At 71.7% G+C, this 17612-nt stretch carries 24 protein-coding genes; 7 read left to right on the top strand and 17 right to left on the bottom strand.

What is annotated here, in order from left to right; genetic code table 11:
* Positions 1-394 precede the first annotated feature (394 nt).
* The 17 genes from OG622_RS50200 to OG622_RS50120 form a co-directional block, all read right to left on the bottom strand.
* Positions 395-775, bottom strand: a complete 381-nt coding sequence (locus tag OG622_RS50200; protein WP_371584575.1) for a hypothetical protein — start codon at positions 773-775, stop codon at positions 395-397.
* Positions 772-1008, bottom strand: coding sequence for a hypothetical protein (locus OG622_RS50195; protein WP_371584573.1), 237 nt, complete (start codon positions 1006-1008; stop codon positions 772-774). Before OG622_RS50195 ends, OG622_RS50200 begins: the two co-directional genes overlap by 4 nt.
* Complete coding sequence (locus tag OG622_RS50190) at positions 1008-2225, bottom strand: hypothetical protein (RefSeq protein ID WP_371584571.1); 1218 nt, start codon at positions 2223-2225, stop codon at positions 1008-1010. Before OG622_RS50190 ends, OG622_RS50195 begins: the two co-directional genes overlap by 1 nt.
* Before the next feature lie 106 nt (positions 2226-2331).
* On the bottom strand, positions 2332-2457 hold the full coding sequence (locus tag OG622_RS50185; protein WP_371584569.1) for a DUF397 domain-containing protein: 126 nt from the start codon (positions 2455-2457) through the stop codon (positions 2332-2334).
* Positions 2415-3179, bottom strand: a complete 765-nt coding sequence (locus OG622_RS50180) for a DUF5753 domain-containing protein (RefSeq protein ID WP_371584568.1) — start codon at positions 3177-3179, stop codon at positions 2415-2417. Before OG622_RS50180 ends, OG622_RS50185 begins: the two co-directional genes overlap by 43 nt.
* Before the next feature lie 61 nt (positions 3180-3240).
* Complete coding sequence (locus OG622_RS50175; protein WP_371584566.1) at positions 3241-3735, bottom strand: hypothetical protein; 495 nt, start codon at positions 3733-3735, stop codon at positions 3241-3243.
* On the bottom strand, positions 3732-4277 hold the full coding sequence (locus OG622_RS50170) for a hypothetical protein (protein WP_371584564.1): 546 nt from the start codon (positions 4275-4277) through the stop codon (positions 3732-3734). The genes OG622_RS50175 and OG622_RS50170 overlap by 4 nt, the downstream gene beginning before the upstream one ends.
* An 83-nt stretch (positions 4278-4360) precedes the next feature.
* Positions 4361-4504 carry a hypothetical protein gene (locus OG622_RS50165; RefSeq protein WP_371584562.1) on the bottom strand — a complete coding sequence of 48 codons (144 nt, stop codon included), beginning with the start codon at positions 4502-4504 and terminating at the stop codon, positions 4361-4363.
* 63 nt (positions 4505-4567) lie between these two features.
* Complete coding sequence (locus tag OG622_RS50160) at positions 4568-4801, bottom strand: hypothetical protein (protein WP_371584560.1); 234 nt, start codon at positions 4799-4801, stop codon at positions 4568-4570.
* 330 nt (positions 4802-5131) lie between these two features.
* Positions 5132-5443: a hypothetical protein gene (locus tag OG622_RS50155; RefSeq protein ID WP_371584558.1), complete on the bottom strand. Its 312-nt coding sequence runs from the start codon at positions 5441-5443 to the stop codon at positions 5132-5134.
* Between the two features lie 88 nt (positions 5444-5531).
* Positions 5532-5762 (bottom strand): hypothetical protein, encoded by a 231-nt coding sequence (locus tag OG622_RS50150; protein WP_371584556.1) that lies wholly within the window; start codon positions 5760-5762, stop codon positions 5532-5534.
* Positions 5763-5869: 107 nt separating this feature from the next.
* Positions 5870-6511, bottom strand: a complete 642-nt coding sequence (locus tag OG622_RS50145) for a hypothetical protein (protein ID WP_371584555.1) — start codon at positions 6509-6511, stop codon at positions 5870-5872.
* The gene (locus OG622_RS50140) at positions 6508-7044 is read right to left on the bottom strand and encodes a helix-turn-helix domain-containing protein (RefSeq protein ID WP_371584553.1); all 537 of its coding nucleotides are present in this window, start codon (positions 7042-7044) and stop codon (positions 6508-6510) included. The genes OG622_RS50145 and OG622_RS50140 overlap by 4 nt, the downstream gene beginning before the upstream one ends.
* Positions 7045-7046: 2 nt before the next feature.
* Positions 7047-9152 carry a hypothetical protein gene (locus OG622_RS50135; protein WP_371584550.1) on the bottom strand — a complete coding sequence of 702 codons (2106 nt, stop codon included), beginning with the start codon at positions 9150-9152 and terminating at the stop codon, positions 7047-7049.
* The gene (locus tag OG622_RS50130) at positions 9149-10240 is read right to left on the bottom strand and encodes a hypothetical protein (protein WP_371584549.1); all 1092 of its coding nucleotides are present in this window, start codon (positions 10238-10240) and stop codon (positions 9149-9151) included. Before OG622_RS50130 ends, OG622_RS50135 begins: the two co-directional genes overlap by 4 nt.
* Positions 10241-10414: 174 nt before the next feature.
* A complete protein-coding gene (locus OG622_RS50125) occupies positions 10415-10795 on the bottom strand; it encodes a hypothetical protein (protein WP_371584547.1) in 381 nt (126 codons plus the stop codon).
* Positions 10796-10857: 62 nt separating this feature from the next.
* On the bottom strand, positions 10858-11028 hold the full coding sequence (locus OG622_RS50120) for a hypothetical protein (protein WP_371584545.1): 171 nt from the start codon (positions 11026-11028) through the stop codon (positions 10858-10860).
* A 252-nt stretch (positions 11029-11280) separates the two neighbouring features.
* Between OG622_RS50120 and OG622_RS50115 the strand changes: the two genes are divergently transcribed.
* The 7 genes from OG622_RS50115 (at position 11281) to OG622_RS50085 (ending at position 17197) form a co-directional block, all read left to right on the top strand.
* Positions 11281-11481 carry a hypothetical protein gene (locus OG622_RS50115; protein ID WP_371584543.1) on the top strand — a complete coding sequence of 67 codons (201 nt, stop codon included), beginning with the start codon at positions 11281-11283 and terminating at the stop codon, positions 11479-11481.
* A gap of 65 nt (positions 11482-11546) precedes the next feature.
* Positions 11547-12698, top strand: coding sequence for a hypothetical protein (locus OG622_RS50110; protein WP_371584541.1), 1152 nt, complete (start codon positions 11547-11549; stop codon positions 12696-12698).
* 115 nt (positions 12699-12813) lie between these two features.
* Entirely contained in the window at positions 12814-14607 is a 1794-nt protein-coding gene (locus tag OG622_RS50105) for a hypothetical protein (protein WP_371584539.1), read from the top strand.
* A gap of 82 nt (positions 14608-14689) precedes the next feature.
* Positions 14690-14902, top strand: a complete 213-nt coding sequence (locus OG622_RS50100; RefSeq protein WP_371584537.1) for a hypothetical protein — start codon at positions 14690-14692, stop codon at positions 14900-14902.
* An 81-nt stretch (positions 14903-14983) separates the two neighbouring features.
* Positions 14984-15415 carry a hypothetical protein gene (locus OG622_RS50095; protein ID WP_371584536.1) on the top strand — a complete coding sequence of 144 codons (432 nt, stop codon included), beginning with the start codon at positions 14984-14986 and terminating at the stop codon, positions 15413-15415.
* Positions 15412-15792 (top strand): hypothetical protein, encoded by a 381-nt coding sequence (locus OG622_RS50090; RefSeq protein ID WP_371584535.1) that lies wholly within the window; start codon positions 15412-15414, stop codon positions 15790-15792. The genes OG622_RS50095 and OG622_RS50090 overlap by 4 nt, the downstream gene beginning before the upstream one ends.
* Before the next feature lie 565 nt (positions 15793-16357).
* Positions 16358-17197 carry a hypothetical protein gene (locus OG622_RS50085; protein ID WP_371584534.1) on the top strand — a complete coding sequence of 280 codons (840 nt, stop codon included), beginning with the start codon at positions 16358-16360 and terminating at the stop codon, positions 17195-17197.
* Positions 17198-17612: the final 415 nt, after the last annotated feature.

Raw genomic sequence — 17612 nt, 5'->3', positions numbered from 1 at the left:
GGTAACCGGCTTCGCCGGTTCCTGGCGCGCGGCTTCGCCGACACGCGAGGGCGACGGGAGGGCGCACGGCTTCGCCGCGCGCTGGCGAGGTGTCACCCGGCTTGGCGGGTTTCGGGATTGGCGGGTTCCGGGGGTGCACCGCCGTGGCGGTTTCCGGGGGAGGGCCCGACGGGGGCGAGGCGTGGGGGAGTTGGCGGGTTCCGGGCAAGGCTCGGTGAGCGAGGCGGGGCCGGGTGGGGGGCGGGCCGGGAGGCAGCGAGCGAGGGGGCCGTGCGGGCCGTGGGCGGGCGGGAGTTGAGGCGCGGCGCCTGGTGGTGCGGGGCGAGGCTGCGGAGGGAGACAGCGACGGCCCCGCCGGGGGAGGGCGGGGCCGTCGGGTGGGGGTGTGGGCAGGCTACGCCGTGGCGGGTTCCGGGCGTGGGGCGTTCAACCCGTCTCGCCATGCGGCGGTGAGTTCGGCGTCGTCGGTGTCTCCCCACAGGGTGGTGCCGGTGTCGGCCCGCCACTTCCGCAGGCAGAGCGTGGCGGCCCTGAGCACGTCGCAGGGAACGCGCGCTTCCTGGGGGGTGGCAACCCCCGCGGCTTCCATGTGGGGCCACAGCTTGGCGCGCAGGGTCTCAGCCTCGCCCCGGGTGTCCCGGGCGAGGGCGAGGCACTGCACGGTGCCGAGGATCGCGGCGTACGGCAGGGGCGCGGCGAGGATGATCCCTCGGGTGTCGGCCTCGCGGGTGAGTGCCGGCGGTTGGCCACCGGGGGCGAGGGGGCGGCGGGTCATCCGGTGTTCCTCTTCAGATCGGCCAGCATGGCGGCGGTGATGTCCTGCACGGCGGGGATCACGCTTGCCGGGTCAACGGCGATCAGTTCGGAGAGGTCAGCGGCGAACCGGGGCCCCTTCTCCCGGATCGTCCGCGCGTCGGCGTGCTTGCCGTCGTCGTCCCATTCCTTGGCCAACCCCTCGATAGCGATCAGGAGTTGAAGGGCCGTCGCGGTGGGGTTGCGGGGGTCCATCACTTCGCGGCCTCCGTGGCGTCGTCGGGCTGTCGGTCCCACAGGTGCACGGTGCTGCCGGTGCGGAGCGGGGCGCCCTCGGGGCCTTTGATGTGGCCGGGCACGATGCGGTCCGCGTGCGTGCATCCCCCGTCGGCGTGTGCCCGGGGGTTGAGACAGGTACTGCGCCGGTACGGGCGTACGGGCCACCGGCAGGACCATTGGGGCTCGCGTCGGCCGGTGCTCGCGTCGGCGTCCTCGCGGGCGGCCTGCGGGGCGGGGCGGCGGCCCGGGTGTACGCGGACGATCCGCACGGCGGAAGAGCCGGTGATGCCCTGCCGGGCGTCCCGCTTCTGTCCCGAGCGCGGCCGGTGCAACTGCTCTTGCTCGGTCCACTGTTGGGTGCCGTCTTGGCTCATGAGCTGCCACGCGGTGTAGAGGACGTGGGCCCACGTGTCCGTGGTGTCGGGCACCTGCGGGCCGAACGGGGCGCCCTCGCGTAGCAGCATCTCGTTGTCCCACCCGAGTGCCGGCCCCCGTCCGCTCGCGTGGCGGTCGACGTCCCCGGCGGTCATCACGGTGCCGTCGTGCATGGTGCCGAGGACGGTGTCAGGGGCGAAGCCGGAGAACATGCCGCGCGGACTGTAGAAGGTGATCCAGATGCCTTCCCACCCGTCGGGGATGCCGCCGAACTTGCCCTGCCCCTTGTAGAGCCACCGGACGGCCCCGGTGGGCGGCCCGCCGGGGCCGTCGGTGAGGTCGACTTCCCGGGGGGACCAGACGGACCAGGACGCGGCCACGATCGGCGTGGTGATGTCCAGCGGCGGCCCGGAGCGCTCGGTGACGACTCCCGCGAGGGCGGCCGTCACGTCCTCGGTGTATCCGCCGATCGGCTCCCCGAACACGATCAGTCCGGCCCGCGAGGGCAGGCGGTCAAGGGAGACAGGTTCGATCGGGGGCGTCTGCGCGGCGGCGAGGGCGAGGGCCGTCATGTCGGGGGTGGCGTAGTAGAGATCCGCGCGGGTGAGCCGGTGGGCCTCGCAGGCCGTGAGCAGTGCGGTGCTGACGGAGTCGGCAGAGGGCCCGTGCATGTCCGGGACCGTGGGCACGATCGTGAAGCGGCCCGCGCCCACGGCCGCGCGCATGGACATGCGGCCTTCGTTCGAGCTGAGGTGTTCGATCATCCCGGAGCGCCATTCCGGGATGCGGTGAGGGTCCGGGGGGTCCCATCGCTTCATGGGTGCTTCCTTCCTGCGGGGGCGGTGTGGTGTGGTGGAACGCCGCAGGGCGGCCCCCAGTTCGGATGGGGGCCGCCCTGCCGTCGTGCGAGGGGAAAGCGCCGGCCTACTGCCCGGCCCACTGGACGAACGAGGACCAGGTGCCGCGCGGGATGACCAGGGCGGGGCCGTCGGGGGTCTTCCCGTCCTTCACGGCGACGGGGGCAACTCCCGTGGGGCGGGCGACGAACACGCAATTGTCGGGGTCGCTGTGACTCGACTTGACGAACTGCGCTCCGTGCCACTTCTGGCCCTGCATTCGTTCAGACACGCTTCGATCACTCTCCGGGTCTCGTTCGGTTCCAGTGCCGACTTACCCAGCACCGAGAACGCAGAGTACAGACGGGTGACGTCCTCCGCCCTGGTGGTGTACCAACCACCCACGATCGATTCCAGGTGTCCCACCCGGGGGCCGTCCGCGAGGGCATGGATGCTGAACGGCTCCATCGTCCCGGCGTTGCTGGCGTCGTCGGGAAGAACCCGCACCCGGATGCGCGGGTAGGTGTCGATGATGGACAGCAGATGCCCGAGCTGGTGGGCGTGGAAGTCCGCGTTCGTCACGGACTGCGTGAGCGCGGCCTCGCCCATGATGAACCAGGCGTGGGCGTCGCTCGGCCCGGCGGCCCCGAAGTTGGCCAGGAAGGATTCCGAGCGCCGTAGCCGGTGCTGCATCCGGCGGCCCGCCTCTTCGTCGGGCAGGGAGGGCGTACGGGACCGGATCGCGGCGAGGGAGTACAGCGTCGTCTGGAGTAGCCCGGGGATGAGCAGCGGGGACCACAGACGGATGGACTCTGACGCGGCGTCCAGCATGGCGAGGCGGTCCGTAGCGGCGGCTCCCATGCCGCCTGCGGCCCGTCCGCAGCTTCTTTGATCGGGTGCCCGCAGGGACCTGATCAGTTCGTCTGACTCGTGCATCTCGTGAACCTTCCTGTGTGGGTGGGTGGTTGGGTCTCACCGTAGCGAGGTGAGAGGTAGGTCACATGCGGCCCGGGGAAGTCGGGCCGTCGTCCGACTCGCGCAAGTCGCCGTACTCCCACGCGAACGAGCGATGCGCGGGGTCGGGACCGTACCCCCGGAAGTGCAACCGGGAGTCGAGGGCGAACGCGGCGTCGGTGTGGCTGACTTCCAGGCCGGACCGCATGAGCGCCTCGCGCTGCACCATGGCGGGCGTGAGGGTGCGGCCGTTGAAGTCGTCGGCCGGGCGGCCCGTGATGACCCAGTCCGCCGCTTCCGTGAGCGCCTGGTCCCGGGTGACGTCCTCGGGGAGGTCCGCCGGGTGCCGGCGCTTCCGTCGATCGGCGGCGGCCTGGTGGAGCTGGGCGACGGCGACGGCGGCCATGGCACCCCCGGCGGCGTACACCGCGAGGTCGACCCACAGGGGGTACCGGCCCCCGCCCGCGAGGGCGAGGACCAGGACCACGACGGCGGCGGCGCCGAGCTGCTGCACGGCGAGGTGGCGGCGAGGACTCACACCGTTTCCCGGGTGCCGCCGTAGAGGTCCGCGCGGGGGGTTCCCTGCACGAGCCAGTGCCGCCACTCGGCAACCTTGCCGTCCTGCGCGTTCTGGACGCGTTCCGCGACGCTGCTGTGGTGCGTCTGCGTGGCCTCCCCGATCTCCCGGAGGGACATCCGCGGGCGTCCGTTCTCGCCGTTCTCCCGGGCGTACAGGGTGAGTTCGGCCTCTGCCGCTTCCAGCCGGGTGCGCAGGCGGCGGACGTCGCGCAGGGCGGCCCACAGCCGGTCACCGCTCATGTTCTCCCCCTCGCGCAGGGAGTCGACGGCCTGAATCGCGGTGTCCACCTCATCCGCCATGGTCCACCCGTGGACCTGCCCGGAACGGAAGTGGACGACGTACGACGTGGTGCCGTCCTTCCACCACGTGGTGGCCCCTTCCTGCCCGCCAATGCGGGTGTCCGGCTCGGTGTCGGCGTGGGTGAGGGTGATACGGCCCGCGTGGGCGGCGAAGTGCGGGACGCCGCTCTCAGAGCCGGGGGCGGGGATTCGGGTTCCCATGTGGGGTTCCTTCCGTGGTTGGGGTGCTGCGGGGCGAGGGCCCGGGGCGCCGGCCTTTCCGGCGGCCCCGGGCGTACGGGTGGTCAGGAGTTGTCGGACTGCGAGGCGCGGGCGTGGGCGTTCATCAGGGCCGCTTCGACGTCGGTGCACTCGCCCCGTTCGATCTGCGCGTAAACGGCCTCGCCCTCCATGAACATGCGGTCCTGGAAGGTGGGTTCCTGCGGCATGGGTGGTGCCTTTCCGGGGGCGGGAGGGGAGGCCGGTTCGGACGGCCTCCCCGAGGGGCCGTCCTACTTCGCGGTGCGGGTGCGCGGGGCCGGGCGGGAGGCGGCGGCCCACGCGCGCATGGCCACGTACCGGGTGACGCCGTACGCGAGGGCGCCCACGATCGCCGTGGCGGCGGCGATCGGGCCGCGCCCGTCGACCGGGACCAGGGCGTACGTCGGGGCGGCGAACACGAGCGCCACCACCAGGCAGACGCGGTTCAGGGCCTCGCGCGACTTCTTGTTCAGCTTCCGGGCCATGTGGCCTTCCCCTTCTGTCGCTTGTCGGGTTACCCCGCCAACAACTCCGAATGTAGGGGTACCCCGCCAAAGATCACAAGGGGTACGCGCCGAATGGCCGAGAGCAACGGTGGTGAAGGGGGGCGCACTTGCTGTCGTGTCGCCTGTCGCGCCCGGACCAGGAAGGGGAGTTGGCACCCGTACCCGCAGGCCACACCACGCGACAGCGGCCGGACGCGACAGGGCGTTGTCAGTGCCATATGGGACAGTGCGCGCACGTTCCTTGGCCGGAACACCCACACGGCCCCGCAGGCGGGTACACCTGCGGGGCCGTGGGCGTCGGGTGCGGGGTCAGTCCCCGTCGGTGCCGTCCTTCGTGGCCGGGCCCGGGACCGGGTACGGGGATCCACCGTGGTCCCCCTCGTGTTCCTTGGCGTACGCCTTCCAGCCGGGGCCGATCAGCGTGTTCGCCCACTCCGTCATGCTCTCCGCTGCCGCGAGGTGCCGGGCGGACCCCTGGTAGTCGCCCCGCTCCGTGGCGCGGCCCGATCGGGCCTCTTCCTCCCGGACCTTCGCGTACAGGTTCCGCGCGAGGTCATGGAAGGTGATGGCCTGCCGCTTCATCCGGTCTTCCACGGTGGGGGCGGTCTGTGCTGTCTTCATGGGTCTGTCCTCCTGATCAATGGGCCCCGTACGTGAAGTGGTTGACGTACGCGGGGCGTCGTACGTCATCCGCCCTTCCCGGCCTGCGTCATGCGGCGGCGAAGAGGGCGAGTTGGGTGATCTGCGCGTGGCACCCGTAGCCGGGGGCGACGACGCGGCCCGCAGGCACGGGGCCGCCCACGTGGACGTGGTGGCCGATCGGCGGTATCCGCTCCATGGCCTGGTCTGCTGCCTCGCGCAGGGTGAGGCGGGAGCCGTCGGGCCGGGTGATGGCGAGGGGGTGCGGCTCGGGTTCGAGCAGTTCCCCGGCGGGCGTCACCAGGACGTCGGACCCGCAGCGCGGGCACCGGTCCCGGGCGCCGGCCTTTCCCCCAGGGCGGCCCCGAGCTGCCGCGCGTGCAGCAGCTCGGGGCGCGCGGCGGCCGGTCACGACGGACCGACCCTGACGTCGACCCACCAGAACGGGTTACCGCAGGCGTCGCAGGTGCGGACCTCTTCCCGGCCCCGAAGGTGCCCGCCCTCGCACGAGCAGACCGGGACCCCGCAGGCGAGGCACGGCAGGGAACCGCCGTTGCCCCCGGTGTCCGGCACCGTGCAGACCTGCGCGGGCACGGCCCACAGGTGGCCCCGACGGACCGCCCCGGGGGGAGGCTCGGGGGCGTCCTGCGGAACGGCCGGGGCCGGTTGGGGCGCCGGTTCCGGGAGGACCGGGGGCCGCTCCTGGCGGTTCGGATCGGCGGCGGTGTCCACACAGACCAGGGCGGCCCGCAGGCGCCCGTACGCCCGGGGGACGCCCCCGCCGGGCATCTCGGCACCCACGGCCGAACGCAGCAGCCACCGGGCGGCGAGAACGGCGTGCGCGGCCCCGTACATCCGGGCCCCGCCGGACGTGGTGGCGGTGCCGTCCGCGAAGAACGAGGGGAGTTGAGCAACGGCCGGATCGGCCGGGAGGGCCGGGGCGCACATCGCGTCGGACAGGAGTGTCTGAGCCTGCCCGAGCAGCGTGAGGGCGTCGGCCACGGACCGGGCCGCCGCATCGAGGGACGGCCCGGCGTGGGTGTCGGTCATGACAGGTCCACCCCGTTCGGGTCGAAGTCGAAGTCACCCGAGCGGAACCCGCCGTACGGACCGCCGTTGAAGTAGTCCGCGAGGGCATCCCCGATCACGCCGCGCACGTCGTTCTCGTCCGTGGCGCGGGCGAGGGCGGCGGCCTGCTCCGGCTTCAAGTCCAGTTCGACGGTCCGGTTACGGACCCCATTCGAACCCTTGATGTCGAACGATCCGGCGCGGTCGACGCGCACGCGGACGGTGCCCGCCGGCTCTTTCTCCATCTGCTTCGCGCGACGCTCGCGGCCCTTGTCCGTCACCTGCGCGGCGGCGGCGGCCGTCTCCAGCTTCTTCGCGTCCTCGCCCTTGGGGGTGCGGGTGCCCTTGATCCAGCGCTGCACGGTTCGTTCGGTGACGCCGAACGCGCGGGCCATGTCCTTTGTCTTGCCCCCGTACTGCTTCTCACGGACGTGCGCGGCCTGCGTGGTGGCGCGGGCCGGGGCCTGCCGGGAGGGGAACATCTTGCCGACGATGCGGCGGAACATACCGGCCATGATCAGACCTCCGTGTCAGTGATGACCGGGGTACCGGCCGGTGTGTAGTCGTGGGTGAGCCGTGACGGGTGCTCGCGCTCCGCGAGGGCGGCGGCGACGGCCGTCATGGGCACCGACGATTCGTGCTTGAAACTGCCGGGTGCCGAGCCGAGCCGCAGCGTGCCGGGGACCGGGCGGCCCGCGTCGTCCTTGGGCAGCAACTCGCCCGGGTGCGGGGCGTCGGCGGCGTACATCACCTGATCGACGTTCACCGCGAGGGGCGCCCGCCCGGTGAGCCGCAGCGTCTTGCGCATCCGGCGGTGCGAGGCGATCCGGGCGGCGGCGATCACGTGGTGCCGGACCTCCGGGCGGTAGTGCCACGCGGCGGCCACACGGTCCGCCCACACGTCGTCCGCGAGGTGCCGGGCCGAGTCGGCCCACTTGCCCACCCCGCCCTTGTACGTCGACTTGTAGGCGTCCACCAGGGCGGCGGCGTCCTCGCGGGCCGGGTCCCCGGCGGTGTCCTTCCGCGAGGACCAGGCGGCGAGGAACGCGGCGTCGTCCATGCCGTCCACCAGGCCCAACGTGGCCATGGCGCCCTTGTACGCGGTGCGGATACGGGCCAGCCACTCGCGCAGGATCGGGGCGGTGTGCTCCGACACGTACGCCTCGCTGATCGTGGCCGGGTCGAATCCGTACTCCCGCGCCATGTAGTCGACGGTGGGAGTCACGTACCAGCCGGGCCCCTCGGGGGCGAGGCCGGTGAAGGTGGCCGGGTGCGGGAGCACCGATTCGACCGCGAGGCCGGTGAAGTCGCACAGCCACAGTCCGGCCGTCTTCCCGTCGAACGCGGGGGCGTCGGTGTGGACCAGCGGGCCGGACGGAAGGCGCAGGGTCTCGGGGACGGACAGGTACGACGCGCACACATCGAGGGCGACGGCCCACGGCCGCGCGGCCTCTTCCGGCAGGGGCTCCCGCGCCCACCACTTGAAGTCCTCTTCCTCGCACACCGGCAGGCGGGCGGCCGTCCGCTCGCGGGTGAGCGGGTGCCGGGCCCCGGCGGCCACCGGCACGGCCGTGTCCCCGTCCGGGAGCGCCCCGGGCCGGTCCTCGCGGGACCAGCGGCCCCCGTCGTCCTTCACCCACCGCACCCGGGGGCGGACCGCATCGAGCAGCTGCCACGACGTCACGGCGGCCGTGGCGCCGGGGGCGATCCCCAGTTCGTCGGAGAACCGGCGCAGGCGACGGGCGAGGGTGCCCGCGTCGGCGTCGTCCCCGGCAAGCGAGGTGATCAGTTCCCCGGCCTTGACCGCCCCGGCCTCGCCCTGCCCGAGCCACGGCGTGACGATCACCTTGACGGACAGGCGGGGCCCGGCCTCGCCCCGGCGGCGCCATGCCTTGAAGCCCGCGCCGATCGTCTCCGACAGTTCGATGCCGTGGGCGGCGGCGCCCTTCCGCAGCTTCGCGGCCACCTGATCGGCCCGCTTGCCCGTGGGCAGGTTGGCCGGGAGCTTCAACGCGGCGAGGACGGCGGCGGACAGGCACACCGTGCCGTCACGGTCCGGGGAGTCCTCGTGCACCCGGGCAACTCCGATCGGGGGCACCGTGCCGAGCCACCCGAACAGCGCGTCGGCGGTGACCGACTCGGGGGAGCCGATGCCGTCGACGTCGACCACCAGGCGGCCCGCGTCGTCGACGTCGACCGCGACGGCGGCCACCAGCTCGGGGCGCGCGGGCCGGGCCGCGCGAGGGGCGGCCGGGCGCCGGGACGTCGACCGCCGGGCCGGGGGAGCCGTGACGATCGGGGCCGGTCCGGCGGAAAGGCCGGCGCACGCGGCCGGTGCCGTGGCGGTACCCACCGGGCGCCCGAACCGCGCGGCCAACTGCCGGTCCACAGAGTCCTGTCGGGACTCCGCCGTGCACTCTGCCGGGCACCGCTTCCACACCCACCGGGACCCGTTCGGGGACGTCGCATCGGTGGTCCACTCGCGTACGTACCCGGGCCTCTGGTGGCCCGAGCAGTCCGCACACCCGACGATCCGCCGCAGGGCGTCACGCGGGGCCGTCATCACGCTGCGCTCGTATCGCATCGTGTTCCTGCCTTCCTGTTGGTCCTGGTGGCCGCTCATGCGGACACCCGCTGATCGGCCCCGCACCCGTCGCAGAAGAACGGGACAGGGCTGTTGGTGAGGTCCTTCCGGCAGTCGTGGCACTGCCTCTGTGTCACCCGGGCCGCAGGGACCGGGAGTTGGTACCGGGCCTGGTCCTCGCGGCATCCCTTGCACAGTCCGTCGGGGCCGGGCCGGACCCTCGCCCCGCAGTCCGCGCAGGCCATGAGGACGGCACCGGCCTGCACGGCCGCGTGCGCACTCGGGGCCGGGTCGTCCCCCGGGGCCGGGAGCCATGTCGAGAGCACCCGGTAGGGCGCGGCCCCGCTGTCCGGCGTCCGCGAGGTGAGCGCCCGCAACAGGTCTTCCGGCCGGTGGCCACGGGCCAGCAACAGGGACACCCGGCGGTACGCCTGCGCAAAGTCGACGGGAGGGCCGACGAACCAGCGGACGGCGTCCACCAGGGCGCGGGCGGTGCCCTCGAACGCCCGGGGGTCCACCAGGCTTTCCGTCGGGTTCCAGGCGAGGGCCTGCGCGTCCCGGCCCGCGAGGAACCGGAAGCGGTCCCCGCGCCGGACCCGGTGGCGGCCGTTGCTGGACAGCACCGTGTCCGCCGTGAACTCCACCAGTCCGGCCCGGACCGCCCCCGCAGCGTCCCGAGCCTTCCGGGGCCCGAGGTGCGGCCGGTGCCGCTCAACCGTCCGCATCGGCATCCCGGCCCGAGCCGCGAGTTTGGCCGCGGTGGTCTGTCCGGCCCACCGGCCGCCGGATTCCCGCGCAAGACAGGTGAGCAGCAACCCGCAGGCACGATCCGGGGTGATCTGGTTCACGGCCCAGATCTCTGAATCGTTGGTCTGCGTGGCCTCTCCGCCCTTGCGCACCGTGGCGCCCGGCACGGGCGTACGGCGGTCCGCCTTCACCCGGCGGTGCCGGAAGAGGTGGGACAGGTGCAGGTACGTTGCCCGCTCCCCGAGCCCGCAGCGCTCCCCGATCTGCACCGTGGTCATCCGCACGTCCGGGTACGCCTGGTGGTTCCCGGCGACGACCGCGAACACCTTCCGGCAGGACGCGCAGTCCTCCGGGGGGCCCTCGCGGTGCTGCCCGTTCACGGGTCCACCCGCGCGGTTTCGGTCACCGATTCCGGGCCGAATTCTGGCGCGATTACCTGCACGGTTTCCGTGCGGGTTCGCGCAGGGTTATTGTTCCTCATAGCTGATTACGCCCTTCTGGGCACTCAGAACGGTCCGGGTCTCGACACCCGGGCCGTTCGTCATTTCTGGCGACTACGGCAACGGTGCTCCCGGTATGGACAGGGGGAATCCGGCCGCGAGCGGCGAACCGCGCACGGGCGCGAGGGCCCCATGTCCGGCCTGCGACTGCAACCGGCGAACCGTCCGGCCGCGAACCTGCGAGGGGGGCGCCGGCCTTTCCGTCATCCGCAGCGCGAGGGCCAGCAACGCCACCACGGCGGACCGCCCCGGCAGGTCGCGCACCATCCGCATGAGGTCACGCACCATCCGCGCCCGGTCCGGCCGCCACTGGCCCGACTCTCGCCACGGCTGAGAGATCCACTCGACTAGTGCGAGGTGCCCGGCCAGAGTCCGCTCCGGGATCACGCCCATACCCGACATGCTCGCCATGCTGGCGAACTCGTCATCCGACATGTCATCGAACATCTTCTTCACTGCCGTTCACCTCCCTTCTGTGGTCTGAACTGTCGTCCTGATCAGGCAGCTTGGGCCTGTCGTGGCTTCCGTCCGGAGCCGGGGCGGGGGCCGCCACGGCGCCGGTACATCTGCGCGGTGGGGACGTCCGTGATGTGGGAGAGGGCGGCCCGCACGGTGTCCGTGTTGGACGTCTCGGGGTCCAGCCCAAGAACCTCCCGGACCAGGTCCATGACTTCCGCCGGAACCCTCGCCCCAACTACCTGAGTCGCCACTGCGTCCCCTTTGCGTTAACAGTCGGTTGGGCAATCAGTACACCCGCTGATCGCCGCGCGCAAGATCCCAAGGGCCGTCCGTGTGTCGTGAGGTGACGTCGCATCACTTCCGGGACTCACGGGCTAGGATCTTGACTAACCATAGCTCATCATGAGCTACTGGGAACCGCACGGACGAACGGCAGCTACTGCCAGGAGAGGACACGCCACATGGCCGACTACGTGACGCTGAAGACCACCCCCGCGAGTCGGGAAGCGCTGCGGAGCCTGACCTACGCCCTCACCGGGAGGATCGGCCGCCGCGTCGACTTGTCGGAAGCACTCACGGCCGCGTGCGCGGCGGCCATGGCCAACCTGGACGCCACCGCCGCTTCCCTCAACTCCGGTACCCCCGACACCGCTACCGAGTAGCGTCCGGCCCCCTGATTCCGGCCCCCCGTCCCGGGGGCCGGCCTTCCCCCGCAAGAGGAGATCCAGTGAGGTTCAAGAGCAAGAAAGAGAAGTACACCGAGCCGTACACCCGCGATGGCAAGACGGTGCAGGTGTCCCGCGAACGCGAGGTGCAGGTGCCCACGCTCCCGCGCAACTGGGACCGCATCGGCGTGCGCGTCGTCGTGGGCCTGGTGACGGTGCTCACCCTCGCCGCGATCACGTGGTCGACGTGGTCCATCGGCGAACTGTTCCAGGGCGGTGCCGGGTACATCGCGGCCGGTGTGTTCGACCTGGCATGGGCCGTCTCCCTCGTGCTCACCTACCTCGGACGGTTCGACAAGAAGAAGCGGGAGTTCTCCGACAACCTCGGGTGGTGGCTCCTGGCGGCCACCATGGGCCTGATCTTCTGGCACGGCATGGAACAGGGCAGCGTCGGCATGGCCGTGGGCGGTGCGGCCGTCTCCCTGTTCGCGAAGGTGCTGTGGCTCGGGGTCATGAAGCACGTGCACCGCGAACTCTCGCCGGAAGATCAGGCGTGGGTGCAGGCGGAAGTCTCCAGCGCGAACGCGATGCTTGCCGTGGCGGACGCCCGTCGGCAGGCTGCGCAGGCCGAACAGCGGGCCGCACTCCAGTTGCTCGCCATGGAGCGGGAGCGGGCCGCCATGGCAGAGGCGTACGGCCTCCCGGTGCCGGACAGTGCAGTCGCCACGCAGGCCGGTGCACTCGTCTCGGGGGAGTCCGGTGCATCTGCCGGGGCCCCCGGTGCAGTTGCTCCGCAGGTGTCTGCCGGGGCCGGTGCAACCGCCCCGGCCGCGCTCCCGGCCGCCGTGCCCACGGCGGACGTCGCGGCGATCGTGGCGGCCGTCCTCGCCGCGCAGGGCGGTGCGCCTGCCACGGCCCCCGGTGCAGATGCCACCCACGACGCAGAGGTCATCGAGGACCAGGACGACACGATCCTTCCGCCGCTGGAACCGCCCACGCTGTCCAACCTCAGCAAGGCGGACGCGATCCGCATCGCGCTGCGCAAGCGCCCGGAACTCCAGCCCGCGCAGATCTCCGAGCTGCTGGCCGGGTACGAGGTGCAGGTGTCCGCCGACTACGTACGGCAGGTGCGCAACCGGGACCAGGAGGAGCGGACCGCCGCCGAGCTGGGCGACGCGTCCGGGGAAGTCGTCCCGATCCGCCGGGAGGGATGACCCGCAGTACGAGCACCACCAGGGACACCGAAACCGCCCTCCCCATTGAAGCTGGGGAGGGCGGTCCGGGGCCCCATCTCACCTGATACGAGCAGGCAGAGAGGCACGCGACAGTATGTCAGCGAAGACCAGTAAGACCGAAACGAGCACGGGCGTTTTCCGCCTGGTGTACAGGCACTTGACGGGGCTTGAGTACGACGCCGAGCCGCGTACGAACGCCACGTGGACCGAAGCCGGTGACAAGGTGCTGCACGAGTCGGGCCGGGCCCGCAGGTGGAGCTACCGCCCCCGTCTCCAGCGCGCGGCGATCCGGTTGACGTGGACGGCCGCCGCCGCAGGCGAGACCTACGCCGCGTTCGCCGAGCCCGACGTTGCGGCCGGCGCTCTCGCGGGCGGGGCCGCCGCCGCCACGACGTGGGCCGGGTACAAGACCAGCGAGGCCGCGCTGAACTTCACGCACCGCCGCCGCGTGGTGCGGCCCCTCGCGAAGGCACTCGCGAAGGGGCTGGAGAACGAGCCCGCGAACATCCTGCGGGACATGATCGTGCCGCGCCGTGTCGACGTCCCGGATGCTGAGGTGAAGGTGCCGGTGCCCGACGGGTGGCACGGGGACCGCAAGATCGTGGCGGCCGTCGTGGCGGCCCGTCTCGGGGGGTCGTGGGATGCGGACTGGCGGATGCATCAGGCGCCGTTCTCCGTGCTCTTCACCCGCACCCCGGAGCCTCCCGGCATGGTCAAGTGGGCGGACATCCTGGAACACGTCGCCGCCAACAAGGACGGCGAAGTCGTCGTGGGCCTGAACTCCCGGGGCAAGCCGTATCGCGGTGACTTCGTGCGCGAGGAACCCATGTGGGGTCTGTCCATCGGAACCGGTGGCGGGAAGTCCGTGTTCCTGCAAATGACCGTGTGCCAGTTGGTTGCGCAGGGTGCGGAAATCCTCGCGATCGACCCGAAGTTCATCAGCCTTGACCCCCTGGTGGGCATCCCCGGTATCACGGTGATGAACGACCCCCGGAACGTCGGGGCCATGTGGGACGCAATCAAGGACTTCCGGCGGGAAATGGAGGGGCGTTACGACGCGTGGGTGTTGGACCGGTCACTCACCTTTAAGCGCAAAGTCCTGATCATCGAAGAGGGCAACATGTTCTCTGCGATCAGCAAGGAACATTGGCGCGAGGTGAAAAAGAAGGGTGACCCGGTGTCGCCCCCGGTGTGGTCAGACATCGCGGCAATCCTGCGCATGGGCCGTCAGGCCAACATGAACGTAGTTGCCGTATTCCAGCGAATGGACGATGCGGCCACCGGAAACCAGGGTCTCCGGGATTCCTTCGGATTCCGCGTGCTGGGCCGCTACACGTGGCAGGCATGGCGAATGCTGGTGGGCACGAACCCGATTCCCCGGAGCCAGAAGCGGCGGGGCCGGTACATCGTGGTCGACGGCGGGGAACACGTCTGGATTCAGGCCCCGTACATCACCGAGACGGAGGTGCGCGAGTGGTGCCTCGCCCGTCGGGCAGAGCAGGGCTACGCACCCCCCATGCCCACGTACGCGCCCGACGTCGCCACTGTCACGCTGGACGTCACGTCACGCGGTCACGATGGGCGTGAGCTGGAACGGGTGGCCTCCCTGGGCGTGACGCGTGACAGCGTGACACCGCACCTGACCCTCGTGAAGGGGAGGGCCGAGGGGGAATCCGCGGAAGTGCCGGCCCCCCGCTACAGCCTCGCCGCCGCCGCGCGCGAGGGCATCGTGCCCATGACGGCCGATGCCCTGCGGCAGGCGAAGAGGCGCCCCGGATTCCCGGACGCAGGCGAAGACGGAATGTGGACCGCCGAGGAATTGCAGGAATGGCACGCTAACCGCCCGAGCGCGGGCCGTGCCACGGAAAAGGAAGCGGCAGGCGAGTAATACCCCCGCACGCGAAAAGGGGCGGGGTCCCGTCACGGACCCCGCCCCACCTTCCCCCGCAAGAGAAAGGCTGGAACACATCATGTCGTCTTCCGCTTCCGCACACAATGCCGGAACTCACCCCGTCGTATTGCTCGCCCGGACGATCGCCGCCATTCTCGGAATCCTCGCGATCCTCGCCCACGCCCCCGCCCTCGGGGTCGTCCTCGCCGCCCTCGCCGGATACGGGACCGTCCTGGTCCTCTTCCGCCGGTCCTGGAACGGCACCACCGCCCCGGCCGCGAAGACCGGATGACGTACAACCCGCCCTGTACGTCAACGAAATGACGTACAGGGCGGCCCCGCACCACCAGACCGAAAACGGGAGGGACCCCGAATGATCCGCGATGCCGTCACCTGCGACACAACCAACTGCCTCGCCCTACTCCTCGAACCCGCCGGGGAATACCCGGCCGCCACGTTCGAGGACTTCACCAGGGAATGCGGCTGGACGTACGGGCCGGAAGGGCACACCTGCCTGCCGTGCCGAGTCGGAAAGGGCCCCATCCTCGAACGGGGCGAATGCGAGTGGTGCGGCGGCGCGGTGACCACCCGCCACGGCGACGAACTGTGCATGTACTGCGGTCACCTCACCCCGGACAACGGCCCCGAGTGGCACCGCGAGGGATGGACCGACGGCGTAGGCGAGGACGACGACATCGAGGACCAGGAGCACGAGGACGTCATGCCCACCGGGCCCGGGGAGTGGGCCGGGGCCGGTGGCGAAGAGGACCAGGACCAGGCCGACGGAACGGGGACGGACCGATGACCCCCGAGCGCCTCGCGGAGATCCGCAGCATGGGCGAGAGCGAGTTCCGCACGATGGTGTGGGCCGACAACGCCATTGACGAGCTGCTCGCCGAAGTCGAGCGTCTCCAGGCCGCGCAGGCGCCCCGCGAGGGCGAGACGCAGGCGACGGCCGCCGACATGTCGCACGCCTCCCTCGTGGCCGTGCTCATGCACCACGGCGGGAGCCTGGAAGTGCCGGCCTCAGCGTTCGCGCCGGACAGCATCGGCGGACGTGACGGCAGCTTCCACGCCCTCGCGGTCGACACCCTCCCCGGCGCCCTGGTCCGTCTGTCCGTCCACCCGCGCCCCGACGTCCCCGGCGCGGGCATCATCCGCGAGGATGACGCCCCGCACTGACCCCCCGGCAGATGCACCGCCCCGTGCCCCGGGACCCTCACCGGTCCCGGGGCACACCCATGTCCGGGCCCCTCGTTCACCGAACCCGGGCGTTCCGCCGAACCCCTCGCCCCGCTCCCTCGTACACCGGTTGCGGGCGTCCCGGCGCACCCCTCCCGGAGCACGTGCACCGCCCCGCCCGGTGCATCTGCACCGGGGGTCGACGTGTCGGCAAAGGCACCTGCACCGGGGCCCCCGGCACCGTGCACCGCCCCCGGTGCACCACCCACAAATGCCGCAGCAAACCGCGCGGCAACCGGTCCGCAATCCGCATACGAACGCGTACCGGAAAACGTCCCGATAAATGACCTCCCCGGCTCTTCCCGTATATGCGAACCTCAGCGAAGTGTGCGACATATGACAGTGCACATGTTTTACGCGGAAAGGGACCCCCATGTACGGAGCCGAGCAACTGCCAACCGCCGTAACCGTCGTATGCGACGTGTGCGGAAGAACGGTCACAACCCGACTGAGCGGCAACACAACGCGCTGCCCGAAACGCGCAGGCGGATGCGGGGCCCCGATCGTGATCCCCACCGGACTCACCCGGCCGCCCGTGGCCGTCGCCTGCTACGGGTGCGGCCACCGCTGGAACACCCGGGCCCGCGAGGGCGGCACGGTCCGCTGCCCCGAGTGCAGCCACCCCCGACGCGTCCCCACCGGATGCCGGGACCGAATCGACCCCGGCGCCCCGCGCGTCTACCGCGAAGAGGCCCCGCCGCCGAAAAGGCCGGCCCCCGCGCGCGAGGACGGCCCCGGACTGCTGTCCTCCCTCGCCTCCCTCTTCCGGCCCGCCGCCGCCCCGCCGGGCCGGGTCATCGGCTGTCTGCACTGCCCCGCGAGGTGGCGGACCACGGCGGCCCCGGGCAACTCCGTACGGTGCCCGGACTGCGGGAAGTCCCGGCGCATCCCCACCGGCCCCGCACGGCGCGCCACGGCCACCAGGACGGCCCCGGCCACCGCGGCTTCCCGTCCCGCCCTCCCGAGCCTCGCCGCGCCCCTGATCACGCCCGCACGGCCCGCCCTCGCCCCCGCAGGCCCACGGGGCCCGATCGATCCCCAGACCCTCCCCCTGCGCGAGCAGAACCGCCGGGACCGCGCCTGTCAGACGGTGCGCTCCCTCGCCGCCGGAACCGGCCTCTACGCCTGGTACAACCAACCGCCCGGCGCCTGCGAGGCACTGGACTCGAACCAGCTCCCCGACGAACAGCGGTGCCCGCACCGGGCCAGCCACGCCGTGCGCTACGCCCAAGGGGGCACCGACACCCACGTCTACGCCTGCACCGAGCACGCCCGGCGCCTCGCCGCCCTCGCGGATCGCGCCGAGTACGTCACCGCCACCGTGCACCCGCTCCGGGGCCGGTAGCCGCACCCTGCCCCGGAAACCGCCAATCCGGTGCAGGGTGCCTCTCGCCCTGTGGATAACCCCTGCACCGAAATGGCGGGTTTCGAGATCCGGGGCCGCCGGAACCCGCCAATCCCATGCAACCCTGCACCGAAATGGCGGGTTTCGAGATCCGGGTATCTTGCCTGGTCAACAGGGGTGAGGGACCGTCAACCCTGCACCGAAATGGCGGGTTTCGAAACGCACTTACGCATCGTCAAAAACCGCCCCTGACCTGCGAAAACGAGCCGCACCCTGCACGGACCCTGCACGGAAATGGCGGGAACCTAGAAGAGGTCTCCCCACTCACCGGGACATGGCGCGTGCGCGTCTGCGCAGCAGCGCGCACATGCGAGCGGCGAAGCCGGGAGCGGGGACGCTCGCCAGAGCGTCACCC

It is taken from the genome of Streptomyces sp. NBC_01314 (assembly GCF_041435215.1).
GTDB lineage: Bacteria > Actinomycetota > Actinomycetes > Streptomycetales > Streptomycetaceae > Streptomyces.
This window is presented reverse-complemented; position numbering and strand designations above follow the sequence as displayed.